Raw genomic sequence first — 16,832 nt, forward strand, 5'->3', positions numbered from 1 at the left:
ACGACGCAATCCGCCGCGCTGTAGAGCGCCAATTCCCCGAACTCACCGGTGGTTATCACCTGCCGCGCTTTGCCCGGGTTACCGCCGTGGCCGACGCGCCGGCGGACGCCGGACTGTGCGACGACTTCCGTCCGCGCTACGCCGTGGACATTGTAGTACTCGGTCCGGATGACGAGCCAGATCCGGCCATGCCGCCGCTCAGTGGCGTTCCTTTACCGCTGCCCACCGGTGGCGAGGAAATGGGCATATATGCCTTTCCGGAGGAGGGCACGCGGGTCGTGGTGTGCTTCGCTTACGGTCTGCCGAACAAACCCTACATTCAATCGATCTTGCCGCACGGCCTGAGCATGCCCAAGGTGCCGAAAGGTGATCAGGTGTGGCAGCACAGCGAAGCCGCTCAGCAGCGCGTCGACGCCGACGGCAACTGGCTACGCCAAACCGATGGAAAGATCCGTGATCAGGCGATCGAGCGCGAAGTGGAAGCGTTGGACAACCGCGAGCAGTTCCAGAGCCACACGCAGACGATCGATGACCATTCGACCGAATCGGTGGGTGGGGTGAAAAAGATCGAGGCGCTGGGCGCGCTCAAGCTGATGTCGGGCGGATCCGCGAGCTTGGCTGCGGTCGACGATCTGCACCAAGCGACCGGTCGTGATCTGAACTTAGTTGTGGGACAGAAGCACAACGCGACGGTGGGAGGCGATATGCATGAACGGATTGAAGGCTTGCGTCTTAGTGTGACGGGAATCAGCCATCGGGTGCAGGCGCCGAAAAACTGGATTGGTTCTAAAGATGTGAATCTGTTTGAAGTCGTCTGTGACATTTTAAACCTTCTGCAGGAAATGAACGCACAACTGGCTGTCCACGCTCACGGCCCGACCCCACCACCTAACAACGCAGCAGATTTCAGCAAGAACGCGACGCACGCAAACGAATCATTAATAAAGACCCGGCTCGTCACTTTGAGCTAATTTTTATATTTACTCTTCTGACTCCTTTTCAAAGACTATACGATCTTTAAGTTCAGGATAGTCTTCGAGCGTGGGTTTAAAATAACCATACAGCAAGCGTCTGAGTCTTACTCGCTGAAGCACAGTTGCGATTGCGAGCCTTGATTGTAGTTCCTTAATGATACCTATGAACCACTCTGTTTCTTCGCTTAATTTTTGAGACAGTCTTCTCTGTCTGTATCTCAGGCAGATCGACGTGCATACTTGATCTTGATTTCGCGGATTAACGGCTACTAGATGGTCAACAAACTTAATGCAATCCAGTGCCTGAAGAAATGGAATTTTTGAGTAAGGGATATCTTCTGTATCGCCTGTAAGTAACTCATGAAAGCCCCGTAGGTTATTTTCTAGCAAAGCAATGGCTTTTTCCGCAAATTCAGGGTAGCAATCAATCCCTTTTCGCAACCGTTGCTCGCTTAAAAATTGGCTCACCTCTAAAAATTCAGGTGTGTCTCGCCCGATGTATCCCAAACCATCGCTCGATTCGTTATACGCATAAAAATCTTTAGATTTGTACAATGGAGCTAAGAAGTCAGAGTATATATCGTTAACGTAATTTTTTATTTCGATAACAACGTTTTCGATTGTGGTCTCTATAATTCCTTCTCTAGATAGCCATAACTTTAGCGCAAAAACATGCAGCATCTCAGGCACATCATGATATTTCCTTAGGTCAAACCGCTCATCCATATCTCGCAATGCTTCAAAAAATTTTTCGTCATCAATTTGGCTCGCATGCCAAACCAGTCTCCAAGATTTTTCAGTTATCCTCGCGAATAATGGGCTGTTATCTAAATTGCTTCTGATAATTTTCTTGTCAATCATGCCGCTAACCAGCACATCCACAAGTGTGTTTGCGCTTAACAAGTCCCCAGCAACCAAGTGTTCATATCTGGCAATGGAATTTTTAATCCTTTCGAATGGATTACTTTCACCCTCATTGATCCAATTGTCTTCGCCGAGCATTAATCCCGGTAACATTAATAAATCGGATCGGTCGAGGCGTCCAGATCTGATCTCGAATGAAAATGATAGGATAAGTTGTAACAATTGAACCATCGCAGAATCATTTTTTTTGTGTTCCTCAGCGATTGCCTCGTAAACCAGTTCGAAGTCCCAAAGCGCTTGCTGTAAAATTCGCAGGTTATTCAGTTCTGAAAGTCTGTATATTCTTTGAATTTCGAGCTTGTTTGATTTAAGCATTTCTCGTGTAGAGTCTGAACCTATGCCGGAGTAAAAGGTGTCGATTGCACCATTGAAGTCGGGGAATACTTCAAATGTTTTGCCAATTAATTTTTCTCGCTTTCGTTTGTAGTCAGTCCCTTCGTTAATTTCAGCCTCATTAGCAATCAATATAACTTTAGCTCCTTCGTGTTCAACGAACTCGTTAATGTAGCCGAGTACTTCTTCATGTGCCATTTGACAGCGTTCCATGTCATCAAATATATATAGGTCTGGGCTTGGCACCTTTATTAAGTCTTCCATTTTTAAATCATTAGAAACCTGCCAGAAACTTAATATGGATTTGCTTAGGCCGCCTACCAATTTAGCCGCTTTTCCACTAAGTGCTGGATATGACTCACGGAATATGGCGGCGTGAATATCTCTTGCGTTAGCAACTCCATAAAGACTCACGTAAATATATTTTTTCTCGGCGGGGAAAACTTCCTTTAGGAATTTCTTGATGAAGAAAGTTTTTCCAGCGCCCCATGCGCCAGTCAACAAAATTGCATAATATGGTGGCTGAACGAAGTTAACGTATCTTGTCAGAGCTTCTTTTGTACCTATATTTTGGTCCATGGTTCATCTGCCTGATATTTAATTAATCTGGGAAAGGGGTTTCAGTTCTAATTTGAAGCTCGAATTTAAAATTAGTCAAGCAGGTGCTGCATTGAAAGGCATAGCCGTCAGCAATCTTATTCAGCGGTATGGGGATCTCGTTTTTGCATACATGGCAAGCGAATCCACGGTATTCGAGGCTGAGTTCAAAAGGTTGTTTGTCCTTTTGGATAGAATATTCTAGGTCGCAATCAGGGTTTTGACAGGAGATAGAATCATGTGTATCTAGGTAGTGTTTTGTAAAGATTATACCTTTTCCGCATCCTTTACACTCAAAGGACTCGTAATTAACTTTATAGATTATTAAATTCCCTTTTATAATTCGCTCTAATTTATCCAGCATTGCCCGTACCGCATCAGCATCAATGACATAGCTGTCTATCTTTTCTGGCATGGGTAAATGCAGATAACCACCAAGCGAGTTGTAGATTTTGGTCAAATCTCCCTTTTTTAAGTTGTGATAGTTTATGTCGTCCAATTTGTTTCCTTCAGGGTCCGTTATTTCTAAGCGCATATCCATGTCAGCGTATTTATCGAACTCACAATGCAGGCGTACGGCTTTGTATGGTTGCCAGGTGTTGATAATACTTCGCGGAAGTTCGTCTGCTTCACGAAGTAGACGCTGATAAACGTGAGCCTCTATCAACATTCTCATTTCTAAGCAAGCATAACGTAGCGACTGTATTCCTCCGGCTTCTATGAGCGCTTTAGCGTTATTGAAGTGAAAAGTTTTGTCGTACTGTTGAAGGTTGGTCATATCGGGCGCGCTCAGGATTTTTCTCAGTATAAGATCCCTGAGCACATACCACGTTGAAATGCGCACCGTAAACGTATTACGGAAAAAAATGCTCTGCAGAAAAGCACTTATCCCCCTCCCGCCGGCGGGCTTCGTATCCTTTTTTTGTGCAAATGCAACGGCGTTACAAATCAGACCTTCGACCAAGCCCTCTGCGGGGAAGCCGAGCAACATCCGGATTTCAAGGAGTGAAAGGTTTTGCAAAACAGTGAAACAGCGTCGTTGAGCGTGGAGGTCAGGTGAAGTGAGTAGCCAACCTCCAGAGGCCCTGTTTACAGAGGTGCGTCGTCTTAAAATATTCGATTTATCAAGTTTTCATTTACTCAATAGCTCGCATCCGAAGATTGTTGGCGTCTGTCGAGAGGGGGATCAAATCGACGCAAAAGCCCGGCTCACTTGAGTTTTATAGCGCTCAGCGATTTTCACATGTTGTCAAAAAACTAATACCTGATTAGCTGAAACGGTCAAAAATGGACGCTCGGTGATCCTACGACGTCCTCATTAGTACTGCTTCTGAAAATAATAATTTAAGGAATAAAAGGTGAGTTAAATTCCAAATATTCTATTTGAAAGATTCTTGATGAAATTAAGACCTTCTTGATTCTGAATAACAGCGGTCGCCAAAGAAATAAGTGCGACTACTAAAGCGCTGATTGTTAGAGCTTCCATTCTTTGTTGAGCCTTAATGCTTTCCCGAACACTAATAATGCTTGAGAGTTGTTCGAAATGTTCTCGCAAAGAGTGCTCTTCATTGATGACTTGGCTTGAAAGATTTTTGGTGTGAGTACAGAGCTCCTCTGCTATTGTGCGGTCTGCATCTCCTTTTCGCCAATTTGGTGCAGTAAACTTAGTGCAGTCATGTTGAAAGTTCCCCAAAAACTCCGAGCGGGTTTTAAGTTCGGCAGCAATCGCAGGTGTGCCTAATGAACGATCAAAGAATGCCTGGATGTTCTCCAGTGTTTTTAGTCCTTTTCTCCGGCCTACCTTTTGGATCTCCAAGGACGCCCGACTTAGCCTTAAATCTTTTAGAGCTTCCGTTAAGAAACCGACGCTCGCATAGTTGCTAATTATTCCCGTTACTAACTCTCCACAGTAGGAGATGTAAGCTGAATCAGATCGTTTTCCTCTATATTGTATTGCTTCATCCGTGATCTTGGATTTGCACATTGATACAATCAGATGAAACTTATCGCCGCGAACTCCATCGTCATCACTTGTAAAGTTTATGCCCTCGGGGCCATTCCATACATCATATCTTGAAGACCGCGCGATAGTGTCTCTCCAGCTTTCGCCTGCCGTAAACCTTGTTCCATCATCAGGAAATAGCGGGTCGGCTAGCGTCGTGAGTAGTTCTGCTGTGGGTAAGCGTTGGATATCAGTTTTGCAAAAATATCCGGGTAGTTGTGTGCGAAACCACGACTGTGCGAAATTGCGAACCTCTGCTCTTGCGCTTTCGATAGCACGCCTTTTAATTTCTGAAGGCGATATCCTCATAACGCCCCACCTAGGCGCTCGCTCAAACCGTCCAATTCTCTTTTTGTTCAATTCAGATTCGTAAATCCTGGATGATTTTTCCTTGAGTGCAAATCCGATAACTACACAAGTTAAAGCTGGTGTAACTTGAAAAACTTCTACTATCAAATATTTTACGTCGTTCGGAATTGCTAGTTCATTTGTCGGTAGAAAATATTTGCCTCTATCTTTAGGATTTGTAACTATTCCTACGTTATACCAGCCTCCTAATCCATATAGGCGCTGCCGATAGATCCACTCAGCCGCATTATCACGTTTAACTCCCCCGCCGCCAGCACTCCATCCCCATCGAGATAGAGTTTCGCAGAGGTGGCCTGTTTCGGATGGTCCATAGACCTCAGCTCCCCATACAACTTGAACGCGCAATTCCTCCCCCTCAGGGAGTGAACACTTAAGATTGCTTTCGATGTCGTTACTTTGATAGTAATCCGTGTCAGATTTTGAAGAGCGTGGAATGATATTGGGAAATAACCAGTGAGCGCGCCAGAGCACTAGTCGGATCTTCTGAGTTTTCCATTCTTTGAACTTTAAAAAAAATACTGTGTCCTTAAAATTTCTAAAGCTGTCTGCTATGGAGAATCTTGGCATTTCGATCTGTCTCCGATGTAGCACATAGGTACTGTCGACATTTTGGTGTTGGATTTATGCTTGTTAGCACGCCGCTGCTCTTTTAATGCTTTAGCCAACTATTGAATTGGTACGCTTTGTTCCATTGTTGGTTACATAATTGAATTTACTTTATATGATCTGCACATACAACTATCGCTATCTAAAAGCAGGTATCTTTGGTAAATAGAGTTTGTCGCGTGGAACGCTAACCACTCGCCTTTATTAGCAAACAAGAAAGCGGCCACCAGCTAATCTTTTTCCAGGTTTCTCAATCGTGCTAAGCCTTGATTTATAAACCCTGCATTTTCACCAATTCGCTCAAGTGCCACCCGGGCATTCTCACCAACGGTCTCATGTCCCTGCTGCTCGACGAGCAGCACCAATTCCATCAGCGCAGCTTCGAGGCCGAGCTGATTTTCGTACATTTTATCGAGAACGACGGTTAGAGAATATTCGCTGGCCATGCATTCGACTCCATTCGGAAAGCAGGAAGCATAGCAGGGCACCTGAGGGAGCTGATTTCAGTTCGGGGCTGGGAAAAAGGTAATTTTGGTAAGCAGATGCGAAAAAATGGCTGCAGCCCTTATAGGACGTGGCTTCAACGTATTACCTTTGAAGGTAATATTAGGTAAGGGAAGAGGTAATATTTTTCTAAGTGATTGATTTTAAAGGCTTTCGTAGGGACATGAAATTACTACGCCTAAGGGTAATTTTCTAACTCATCTATTACCTTTTTATTACTTTTGAATAAGTCGTATAACCTATTGATTCTATTGGGTTTTATCGTCAATAAAAAAGGAAATTACCAATATTACCTTTTTCCCAGGGGTCAACATGAAAACGGGGTAAGCGAAGACGGGGAGGTTTGCTGGCCTTTCATGCACGCGGTTTTAACTCTCACAAAGGCTCACCCTTGCCGACGATAGACAGTGCCAGGATTGGAGCCGAGAACCGCTGCTTAAAAATTGCTAACGCATTCGGCAGAAGGCATGGGAGTAGGAGGGAGGAAAACAGAACTGGTACGCAACTGGTACACGGGCTGGCGGCGGGGTGTTCGTCCCTTTATTTGCGGGAGGTAAAAGAAGTGTCAGTCCGATCCATCATGGGGGCCACACTGAAGCGTCGAGACGGCTCGGAGCAGGACGGGCTAGTATTTACGGGCGCTTCAGGTTTTTCGAAATTCATTGGTACTGATCTTTTATACAACGGTTTTTACCCATTTTTCCTCGTTTTCGAAGTCGGTTGCTACAATGTAGCAAGTGAATTCGGCAATGTAGCAACTGGAAATGGGCACGATCACATCACGCAAGCGCAAGGACAACTCGACGGCCTACACGGCGCAGATACGGATCAATCGGGATGGGAGCACAGTTTATCAGGAAAGCCAAACCTTCGACCGCAAGCAGGTCGCCCAGGCATGGATCAAGCGGCGTGAGACGGAGCTGGCCGAGCCAGGTGCAATTGAGCGAGCAAACCGCAAGGGTGTGACGGTCAGAAAGATGGTCGAGCAATACCTGGATGAGTACGAAAAGATCCGGCCACTGGGTAAGGCAAAGAACGCAACACTCAACGCGATCAAGGCTACCTGGTTGGGTGACCTCGAAGACTCGGCGCTGACCAGTCAGAAGCTGGTGGAGTTCGCACAATAGCGGATGAGTAAAGAGGGCGCGGCGTTCAGGCGCAGACGGTTGGCAATGATCTCTCGCACTTGGTGTGTGTGTGTGTGTGCAGCAATTTGGTAATCGATTATTTTGATGGATCGACTTAACTCGCGACGTATAGCTGCGCTAATGGGCCCTGTGTGAACGTAGATCAGGACGTAATCAGGTGGGCTTTTGAGGGCGCACTTAAGGCTGTTAATTGTTCCTAATGCTTAAAAAGTCAGTGTTACAATACCGGCAAGCGAACCGGCAAAATAATCGCCGTAAAATTGATTTGGGCCTTTATTTATAGGGCATAGCGCAAGGTAGGTAAACGGCAAATGTCATTCACGCCATATATTCCCCAAGACAAGGCTTCCGAAGAGCTACAGGATCAGATCGTCAAGGTCATGCGCCTTGATGCGGAACTCCACGGCAAGATCCCGCGCCCGCTGCGCGTGCCGATGACCAACCTACTGCGTGTGGTGAATTCGTACTACAGCAACAAGATCGAGGGTAACTCCACAGTACCGGCTGACATTCTGCGCGCCGAACAGGTTGCAGACGCGCCCCAGGAGGTCAAAGTCAGCGAGGACTTCTTGGAGATCAAGCGCCACATTGAAGCGCAGCGCCGCCTCACGGACGACCCGATCGACCCGGTCGATGTCTGCACTCGGGACACCATCTCGCGCCTGCACCGCGAGTTCTACGTCGGTGTGCCAGAGGAAATGCTGGATATCCAAGTTAACGAACAAGGCGACATCATCCGTATGGTTCCCGGCGTTTTCCGCGAGTACGGCGTCAAGGTTGGCCAACATATCGCCCCGACCGCTGAGCAGATGCAGGCCCACCTTGGCCAATTCGAGCGAGTTTACCGACTGGATCGGATTCACGGGCTGTCGCGTTTCCTCGCAGCCGCTGCAGCGCACCATCGGCTGATGTGGATCCACCCCTTCATGGACGGAAACGGCCGCACAGGGCGTCTGTTCACCGACCAGTACCTGAAGGCCTCTGGTTTTGGCGGCTATGGGTTGTGGTCGATGAGCCGCGGCTTCGCCAGAAACACCACGGTGTATTACGACATGCTCAATGCAGCCGACCACCCTCGGAAAGGCGACCAGGACGGTCGCGGCATCTTGTCGGATAGCGGTTTGATGCGCTGGACCCGGTACTTCACCGAGACTGCGCTGGACCAGGTTCAGTACTTCAGCGCGCAGCTTGATCCGGAAAAGCTGGGCGAGCGGATCGATGTGTACTTCGAGATGCGCAGTCGCGGCGCGCTTTCAGATGGCAAGGGCAATGCACTGCCAGAGCTCCGGATCGAGGCCAGGGACGTTTACAAAACCTTGCTCCATATGGGCGACCAGCCACGTGCCGAGCTGCAGGCCAGCCTTGGCGTTGGGGAGCGCACCACCCGGGGTCTGTTGAGCCAGATGGCAAAGGAGGGTTTGATCATCCTCGACGGACGCAAGCCGGTATCCCTGAACCTTTCGCGGCACTCAATCGAGTTCCTGTTCCCCTACCTTTGGTAGGGGGGGCTGGAACACCTTCGGAATGATAGGGAAAATTAAAAGGGAGTTGACATGTTTGGGTTTTTCAGAAGAAAAATTAGAACGGTTGCCGATATTCAGGAACTCTTGACGACCGAGGACAATGCCAAAGCTGGTCAGGTACTGAGGTCTGAGGCAGACAAGGGCAACCACATTTGTCAGATTTTTTTATCCCAGTTCTATCTGGACATGATGGAACGAGAGACCAACGACGTGATTTTGAAAGACCTGACCGAATTTTTTGTCAGGTACTCCAAAATGGCCGCCAATCAGGGCGATGCGGACACCCAATACAACTTAGCCAAACACTTGATGAACGTCGCTTCCGCTGATATCAGAGCCGGGGGTGGCAGGCTGTCAGAGTCGGGTCGGAATACCCTGCGAAACTCGAAGAAGTACTTGCTTTTGGCGGCAGAACAAGGCCTCGATGATGCTAAAGAGTCGCTGTCGAGTCTCGACGAACTGCTCGATTGGGCTGAGGCTCAAGAGTACGTCTAAGTAGTGTAGTTGGGGAAATGGCTTGGACATTGCATCGGCCATGAATGAAGAAAAGCAGAGGCTGTATGAGCGTCTCTATGTTGCCGCCGAAGATTTGGGCATCGCACGCCAATACGCTCAACATCTACTGAAAAAAGGTTGGCACTCTGCGCCTTGGGAGCGGCGTGGTTCTATCTACATTCAGCAATCCGCATTTGTGATGGCACTTGTTGTTAGCTATGCGAGGGCATTCACCAAAAGCTACGGGTGGCCGAGTCTTCCAGCAGGTTTTTTGCCAGAAGATCACGGCGCGACAGCTCTGCATAAGCGGATGATGGGGCTTCGCCATGAGGTGTATGCACATTCGGACAGCAAGCACCATAAAGTCCAGCCTTGGCGCATAGATTCTAGGGCGCTCACCGATTTGCGTGGTGCACCATTCTGGCGTTTTACGAAAGAGGAATGTGAACAGATAACCGAATTGATTGATGGAATTCGTAAGCGACTAATACCGAAGATAGCCATCATGCGAGCCGAAATTGCGGACGCATAGGAAAAGACCAGCAACGCTCCGGATCAGCCGTCAAACCGCTGGGCCGAGGCAGCAAAGGGACGCCCAATTTCGCGTCCGCCAAAACGAAGGAATGTCGGATGAGTGAAAGAAACCTATTCGGTGAGCGGTCGGGGGCAAACTCAATGTCGTGGGCGGATACAGTTCAAGCATACGACAGAGGTGAATTGGGGTTGTACGTGGATCGTGGTCTAGCACTACGCGCAGCTTCCAACGGGCTTAAGACAGGGGCGCTTGGTCCGATTTTTGGCATCGCCGCGCCGTTTGCGCTTATTGCGGGTGTTGCTATGGCGTTTCTGATGGCTTGGTGGTGGGGCTTGATCGGCGCCTTTCTTTGCTGGCTCTGCTTTCGCGTTTCAAGAAGCTCTGCTATCCGAGCAGTCCGAAAAGCTGTTCTGGAGAACCAGGCCCATTTTTACGCCTTGCGGGATCTGAAAGTGGTTTGTTTTGAAAGAATCAAAAGCTGATGGGAATCTGGCCATCCTCTTGGGGCTGCACTGGAAAGCGTTCATTTCCCAATCAAGCTGGCCGGGACAGTCACTGAACGCTTTGCCAATGCAGCTTTGAAACAAAGGAAAACGCTATGCAAAGAACTTCTGCTATTAATACACACCAGCGGGTTGCTTTGCTTGTAACACTTGCTGCGTCGATCTTGGTGATGTTGCTTCACTTTCCCTTTGACGGCTATGTAACGAAGTTTGAAACAACTCTTCCTTCGTTCACCGCATGCCCTAGGGGCGATCTCCAGAGCATGAGAGCACTAGGTGCGGAGGCATTCAATAACGCGCTTGCAGCTTGCCAACCAAAATCTGTGATTACGGAGCTTCTGATTACCGATTGGCATAGCAATGGTGCGCCAATTTTCTGGTTCGCCTCTCTGCTACATGCGCTGGCAACGATTCTCTCGGTCTTACTGATCGGTTTAGCCTGGTTTTTTTCTGCTAGATCAGGAGAAAGGCGTTAACCACGGAACATCAGCTGCACCGTCAGCCTGCCGTCGCGGGCTTTGGCAGCAGGAACAGGGCGGTTTTCCCAAACGTAGCTGACGCTCGAAGCAGCTTCCCCGTGATCAGATATCGGAAAATAGTCTGAGAGTAGACGAAATTATGCGTACAAAAAAATGTGAAAAATGTGGCGAAAAGTTTGAGATTGTTGAAAACAATGGTGACGGCTTTGACAGGCCCACGAGCACTGAAATCGAGTGCCCATCCTGTAAGGATGTGACGTATGAAAAGTCCACTGGTTACTTTGTGACGAAGAAGCTCCCTCGCCGATAGGGAATGTGGGGGATCTCTGATTTTTTCAACATGGTGCTGCAATGACCGATGAAGATTTGATTGAACGGCTGCTTTATACCGGCGAAGGCATCACCTTGGACTACAAAAGGCAGGGGTACATAACTGACGGGGCTGATCCCATCCCCAAAAGCGAGCTGCTCAAAGATATCCTTGCGTTCTGCAATACCTGGCGGTCTGAACCGGCATATATCTTGATCGGGGTAGATAACAAAGATCAGTCAATTTTTCCTGTAGACCGCCATCCCGATGATTCCAGGCTTCAAGAGCTCATAAACACCAAAACGAACCGACCTATAGTTTTCTCCTACAGACCCGTCACCTACAGAAACCAGTCTCTCGGACTTTACACAATCGAGGTGCAGGAGCGCCCGATATTTGCCAAGAAAAAATTTGGGAATGTTGATCAGAACGCCGTATACGTCCGCCGTGGCTCGTCAACAACAATTGCGGATCCGGAACAGATCGCAAAAATGGGCGCAATCGATGCTCAGAGAATGGCGGCAGGCAATCCGCAGCTCAGCATCGATATGTTTAGGCTCGACGATCAGTCGACGCTCAATAATGGGTTTCAGTTCGAATACAAACATCTGCTGCTCGAGGACTATCCCGACTACAAGGCTCCAGCACACGGCTATGTAGTGAATCAATCTGTCATGAACAACAGACAGTTTTATCGGGAGCTGGCGGTACACGAACAGGAGAAAACGGGCGCATTTGGATTTCGTGTTCGAGTAGCAAACAAAGGGAATGCACCGGCAAACAGTGTGAGAGTTCACCTCGGATTTGAACCTGCAGGGACGCTCCGATTGGTATCCGAGACGGCCGAACTGCCGAGTACCGAATTTAACCTCACCGTACCGAATGTTATCAATCCGGCGCATGCTCATTTCGACGTCCAGGAAGATTTTGATCGGACAACCGCTGTGTTTAATTTCGGGAAAATCCATGCAGGCGAAGAGGTTTTGAGCAGCGACGTTTTTTTGATAACTCCTCCCGCGGACCTCACGTCAATTTTGGTGCGGGTACATGCTGATGAGCTCAGTGTGCCTATTTCCTATTCAATTCCCGTTGCCGTCACAGCGCATGCTCATAGGCTAGGTTTTAGTGAGCTGCGAAGCATTGCTCAATGCTAAGCCAAGAGCATAGGAAAAAGGACGTGTAGGGCCGCCCGGTGTACCCGAAACCGGTGACTGAGACTCCCCGGTTTCGTAAGGGAGACGGAGTGAACGCTTTTGGCCGATAGCTGCCTGTCACGAATGATTCCACTAGGCAACGAGCTGTGCTGTCCGCGGTCAACAGCAGATTTCGGTATGGACAAATTAGACTCCGAAAGCCCTTCACAGGGGGATGTCCATGGCCATGGTGTATTCAGCGGGAAACGAGAGTCGGCGCGGGTTTCACTCATGTCCATGGGTTGACATCTTTCCTTTAGGTCGACGAAGCCTTCGTCGACCTTACCGGCATTAATGGCCTAGACGCCCTCGGCCGCAAGATTCGCAGCCAGGTGCTGCGCTGCACGGGCATCCCGGTCGGTGTCGGCATCGCTCACACCAAAACTTTAGCCAAGCTGGCCAACCACACTGCCAAGCGCCTGCAGGCGCAAACCGGTGGCGTCGTGAACATCTGCGACCCAATCAAGCGCGACTGGGTGCTTCGCAACACGGATGTCGCTGAGGTCTGGGGAGTAGGCCGGCGCATGAAAGTGCACTTGGATGGCATGGGGATCAAGACGGCCATGGATCTGGCCAAGGCCGACCCGTGGACGTTGAGAAAAAACTTTAGCGTGGTGATAGAGAAAACTGCTCGGGAGCTGGCCGGCACGCCGTGTCTGGAGCTGGACGAGCCGGATCCGCCAAAGCAGGAGATTTGCTGTAGCCGGATGTTCGGCAAAAGACTGAAGGAGCTGCCGCCGATCAAGGAGGCAGTGGCAACCTACATGCGGGCATCGGAAAAGCTGCGAGCACAGCGGTCGCTATGCAAGAAGATTCGAGTGAGCATCCGCACCGGCATGTTCAACCCCGATGAGGCTAAATACGCAAACGGTGTAGTGATCGATCTACCGTACCCAACGGATGACGTTCGGCTGTTAACGACGGCAGCGGTCGATGCACTTGATCGCGTATTCCGTCCTGGATTCAGTTACAGCAAGGCGGAAGTCCTATTGCTGAATCTATGCCACCCGGGTGAATACACGGATGATCTGTTCGCCATTTCTCAGCCCACTGAGGCAAAAAGGGTGATGGCGGTGTTGGACGAGATCAATGGACGGTGGGGTAGGGGGACGCTCCGGTCCGCGAGTGTGCCGAGCAACCCAGATTGGGGTATGCGGCGGGAAATGATGAGCCAAAGCTATACAACCAGACTCGATCAGCTTTGGTTAGTGACATGCAGTTAATGATAGCAATCAGCCAGATATGAGCTATAAATGGTTAGTTTTCGTCAATGTCTCTACAAAAAGAACAGGGAACGTGAATTCAAATGGCTACTGAAAAAAAACCAGAATCAAGCACTCAGGACATTAATCCTATCGTGCAGCGTTTCGTTTTTCACAAGCTTATTAGCGTACAGGGCCAGAAGCTGGTGCGGACATCGCCAAGGCATGAAGCTATGGTCTTACCTGATGAGAAAGTCAATACGCTGGCTGCGAGCATTCTTAAGAGTTTCAACGGTGAAGCAAGTGTTGCTTTTGCAGGTATCGAAACGGTAGCTGGTTCGAAACTAAAACACGCAAGTACTTAGGTGATACGGCGAAGCCAGAGGATAACTCGGTTTTCTATGATTATTCTATAATGATGATGGAAAAGCTCGCTGATAAAATGGAAGAAGCTCCACTCTCCACTGGCGGTTATTTGACGATTATAGATTACATAATAGAGGAAGAGCGGCATTTAATGCTTGTTCTTATAAAGGACCAGAAAGGTATCGGTATTAATGCGGCGATGGAGCTTGAAGAGGTCGTTACTCTCGGTACAGATAAGCTACATTTTGCCGCTGATATTCATGTCGGGCGTTGGTTGTCAAAAGATGAGGTTGAGCGTGAGCGACACGTCGCTTTTCTAAAAGGAAAAAACCGGCTCGATACAGTAGTTGGTTATTTTAAAAGCCTTTTGAATATCGATGAGTCCCAGTATCACGATCCATCGAAACACACCAAGGAGATTGTCGCGGCGGTTAAAAGCTATTGTGAATCCTTCAAAGATGAGGACGGTGCATTAGCAGCAAGAAGAGCAATACAGGATTGGGCTGAAAGCCAAGCCGCTAATAGTCTCGCAATAACCTTAAGTGCTGTAGCCAATTTGATTGAGCCGGATGCGCCTGAGAAATTCATTGAATATCTGAAAGTGAACAAGTTGGAGATACCAGCCGAATTTGTTCCAGTTACTCAGTTTTTGAAATCATTGATGAAGTACAAGGTCATTGGGCCAAAGAAGCAATACACATTGTCCTTTGAGCAGTCTGCAATCGAGGATGGTCTGATTTTTCAGAATGATAATGGCAACATAGAAATCGCCGAAGCTCCTGCTGCAACTTTGAAACTTATACCAATAAAATGACTAGCTCAGAAGAACTGAAAGATATCGATAGAATATTCAAGCTATTGGACTTGGCCGCGTTTGAGTGGCACCCATCTTGTATAGTTTGCGAGCAGGCTTTCAGTCAGAAAGCGGTTGTTCTGATCAAGGCGCTTATTGATAGTCCTCATACGGAAGTTAGCCTTAAGAAAAAAGGTCAGCATGTTGCGGATTTGAACAGCATTGATATTTTTGAAGTTTCTATAGACTTGCCAAAAGGTGCTCACTGTTGTCTGGTGCGGAGTCCGAACGATCTACTCCGTTTCTACAATTTGCATGCTTTACCAGAAAACTATGCATTTGCAGATCCATTGTATAAGTCTTGGGACGCAAGCGGAACGGAATATCCTGCAGTAATAGAAAGATTAATTTTTGCTAAAAAATTTGTTATGTCACTTGACCAGCACCATATAACTGAGCGTGATGGAAGTAGTAGAAATTACGTAGTGCGAACCCATAATGGGAAAACATGCATACCTTTCAAATCAGAGTCTGATTACTTGGAAAGTGTGTCAGTGGAAATTCAGGAAGCGCTTAAGGTCTTAGATGAGTTATTTAGCGATAGCATTCATTCCAGTGAAAAAGAGCGGATAGTGCGTAATGCCATAGCTGAGGCCATGCGTTCTTGCGATTTAGAAATGCGTCTGCGGCATCTTCTTAAACATGCATTAGAAATTGTGCTGGTTGCGCGTAATAATTATGACTTGTTTGTGGCTAGTTTTTCTTTTCAGAATGATCAAGAGAAGCTTTATGAGCAAAAGCGCGAGTTCAACGTAAAGCTAAACGCATTACTATCAGGAATACAGGGTAAACTGCTAGCAATTCCAGTGTCCACGATATTGGCCACTAGTCAGCTGAAAAACGTGGGCGAGCAGAACTATATTTTAATCAACGCTTCGATAATTTTTTCCGCTGCTTTTTTTACCTTGATAATTGTTTGGTTGATATTGAGTCAGTTGGTTGCATTGACATCTATTAAGTCGGAGATAGAATCGAAGGAAAAACGATTTAAGGTGGAGTTGCCGCGAATATTTAATGAGGTTGAGTCGATTTTTACAGCCCTCAAGGCGTCCTGTATTTTTAATATCAGAGTATCTAAGGTTATTCTGGGGTTGGCCAGCATTCTGTTTTTTGTGACTTTTTATGTTTATATATTGAAGACGCCGCCGTTGTATGATTTTTTGTTATTTGTAGCTGGTTCTGCTAAGTTTTGGTTTTTATGGTTGCTTGAATGGGTAGGGGTTTTTGTATCTACGTTGTGGGCTAATTATTTAATGCAGAATTAAAAGCGGTATACGCCGCGAGAACCCTTCAGATGGTGCCGAACGTATTACTTTTACACTGCGGACAGCTAGAATGCTAGAAGTGGTTAGAATTTCTATCCCTATCCTTTCCCTACATTAATAATCCAGTCGCTGCCTTTACCGAAAGCTCTCAGCAATCGGCGAAAAGCAGCTGCGTGCTTGTGGCTAATTAATGTGATATACCCAGATAAGCACAGCAAAAGATAAGATTGGAATAGAGAATGATATGGGGAACAAGAGAAGTCGTAGCTGTGGCGATGTTGCAATAATTCTTAAGCAGTCCGCGAGGTGCTTTAACATTGGTCGGTACCCAAATCAGTATTTGAAGTTGAGTTCCCGGCTGATTCAAAGCAACCCAGAGATCGATCTGGAGAAGATGAAGATCTGCCCAGAATCGTCCTCGTGAGACTTGGCGGGCTTACACCTTGGAATGGAACCGATGCTAATTCCAGAAAGTCGGTTCTGCAATAGGGCGAGAAGTGAAATCCGTCGATGGGGACATCGGACGCGGCTATGGTGCTGCGAACTCGGCGCGAGTTTAGGGCATATTTAGGGCAAATCCAGAGCCGCTATAGGCCGCAGCATGCCTCTTAAATGTTGTTAGATAGCCGTTTTTAGCGGTCTACAGCGGTA

13 protein-coding genes and 3 pseudogenes are annotated in these 16,832 nt (G+C 47.8%); 12 read left to right on the plus strand and 4 right to left on the minus strand.

The window, feature by feature from the left end; genetic code table 11:
• Nucleotides 1-971, plus strand: a 971-nt coding sequence (locus ACW9IR_RS14680) for a hypothetical protein (protein WP_457463848.1), incomplete at its 5' end; no start/stop codon positions are given.
• A 9-nt stretch (nucleotides 972-980) separates the two neighbouring features.
• Here ACW9IR_RS14680 and ACW9IR_RS14685 read toward each other — a convergent pair.
• From ACW9IR_RS14685 to ACW9IR_RS14700, 4 genes are all read right to left on the minus strand, one after another.
• The gene (locus tag ACW9IR_RS14685; protein WP_457463850.1) at nucleotides 981-2,810 is read right to left on the minus strand and encodes a P-loop NTPase fold protein; all 1,830 of its coding nucleotides are present in this window, start codon (nucleotides 2,808-2,810) and stop codon (nucleotides 981-983) included.
• Between the two features lie 22 nt (nucleotides 2,811-2,832).
• Nucleotides 2,833-3,819, minus strand: a complete 987-nt coding sequence (locus ACW9IR_RS14690) for a hypothetical protein (RefSeq protein WP_457463852.1) — start codon at nucleotides 3,817-3,819, stop codon at nucleotides 2,833-2,835.
• A 372-nt stretch (nucleotides 3,820-4,191) separates the two neighbouring features.
• Nucleotides 4,192-5,766, minus strand: coding sequence for a hypothetical protein (locus ACW9IR_RS14695; RefSeq protein WP_457463854.1), 1,575 nt, complete (start codon nucleotides 5,764-5,766; stop codon nucleotides 4,192-4,194).
• A 269-nt stretch (nucleotides 5,767-6,035) separates the two neighbouring features.
• Nucleotides 6,036-6,251 carry a hypothetical protein gene (locus ACW9IR_RS14700; RefSeq protein ID WP_457463856.1) on the minus strand — a complete coding sequence of 72 codons (216 nt, stop codon included), beginning with the start codon at nucleotides 6,249-6,251 and terminating at the stop codon, nucleotides 6,036-6,038.
• An 822-nt stretch (nucleotides 6,252-7,073) separates the two neighbouring features.
• Here ACW9IR_RS14700 and ACW9IR_RS14705 point away from each other — a divergent pair.
• From ACW9IR_RS14705 to ACW9IR_RS14755, 11 genes and pseudogenes are all read left to right on the plus strand, one after another.
• A pseudogene (locus ACW9IR_RS14705) lies at nucleotides 7,074-7,507 on the plus strand (site-specific integrase); the annotation flags it as partial.
• Nucleotides 7,508-7,768: 261 nt separating this feature from the next.
• A complete protein-coding gene (locus ACW9IR_RS14710) occupies nucleotides 7,769-8,959 on the plus strand; it encodes a Fic family protein (RefSeq protein WP_185710990.1) in 1,191 nt (396 codons plus the stop codon).
• A gap of 51 nt (nucleotides 8,960-9,010) precedes the next feature.
• Nucleotides 9,011-9,475, plus strand: a complete 465-nt coding sequence (locus tag ACW9IR_RS14715) for a hypothetical protein (protein ID WP_457463858.1) — start codon at nucleotides 9,011-9,013, stop codon at nucleotides 9,473-9,475.
• Nucleotides 9,476-9,497: 22 nt separating this feature from the next.
• Nucleotides 9,498-10,007: a hypothetical protein gene (locus ACW9IR_RS14720; protein ID WP_457463860.1), complete on the plus strand. Its 510-nt coding sequence runs from the start codon at nucleotides 9,498-9,500 to the stop codon at nucleotides 10,005-10,007.
• 98 nt (nucleotides 10,008-10,105) lie between these two features.
• Nucleotides 10,106-10,492, plus strand: a complete 387-nt coding sequence (locus tag ACW9IR_RS14725; RefSeq protein ID WP_457463862.1) for a hypothetical protein — start codon at nucleotides 10,106-10,108, stop codon at nucleotides 10,490-10,492.
• Between the two features lie 116 nt (nucleotides 10,493-10,608).
• The gene (locus ACW9IR_RS14730) at nucleotides 10,609-10,989 is read left to right on the plus strand and encodes a hypothetical protein (protein WP_457463864.1); all 381 of its coding nucleotides are present in this window, start codon (nucleotides 10,609-10,611) and stop codon (nucleotides 10,987-10,989) included.
• A gap of 354 nt (nucleotides 10,990-11,343) precedes the next feature.
• Nucleotides 11,344-12,456: an AlbA family DNA-binding domain-containing protein gene (locus ACW9IR_RS14735; RefSeq protein ID WP_457463866.1), complete on the plus strand. Its 1,113-nt coding sequence runs from the start codon at nucleotides 11,344-11,346 to the stop codon at nucleotides 12,454-12,456.
• A 299-nt stretch (nucleotides 12,457-12,755) separates the two neighbouring features.
• A pseudogene (locus ACW9IR_RS14740) lies at nucleotides 12,756-13,718 on the plus strand (DUF4113 domain-containing protein); the annotation flags it as partial.
• 83 nt (nucleotides 13,719-13,801) lie between these two features.
• Nucleotides 13,802-14,062, plus strand: coding sequence for a hypothetical protein (locus tag ACW9IR_RS14745; protein ID WP_457463868.1), 261 nt, complete (start codon nucleotides 13,802-13,804; stop codon nucleotides 14,060-14,062).
• Between the two features lie 29 nt (nucleotides 14,063-14,091).
• A pseudogene (locus ACW9IR_RS14750) lies at nucleotides 14,092-14,877 on the plus strand (nucleoid-associated protein); the annotation flags it as partial.
• A 50-nt stretch (nucleotides 14,878-14,927) separates the two neighbouring features.
• The gene (locus ACW9IR_RS14755) at nucleotides 14,928-16,181 is read left to right on the plus strand and encodes a hypothetical protein (RefSeq protein WP_457463870.1); all 1,254 of its coding nucleotides are present in this window, start codon (nucleotides 14,928-14,930) and stop codon (nucleotides 16,179-16,181) included.
• Nucleotides 16,182-16,832 lie beyond the last annotated feature (651 nt).

It is taken from the genome of Pseudomonas sp. SDT291_1_S447, assembly GCF_054070155.1.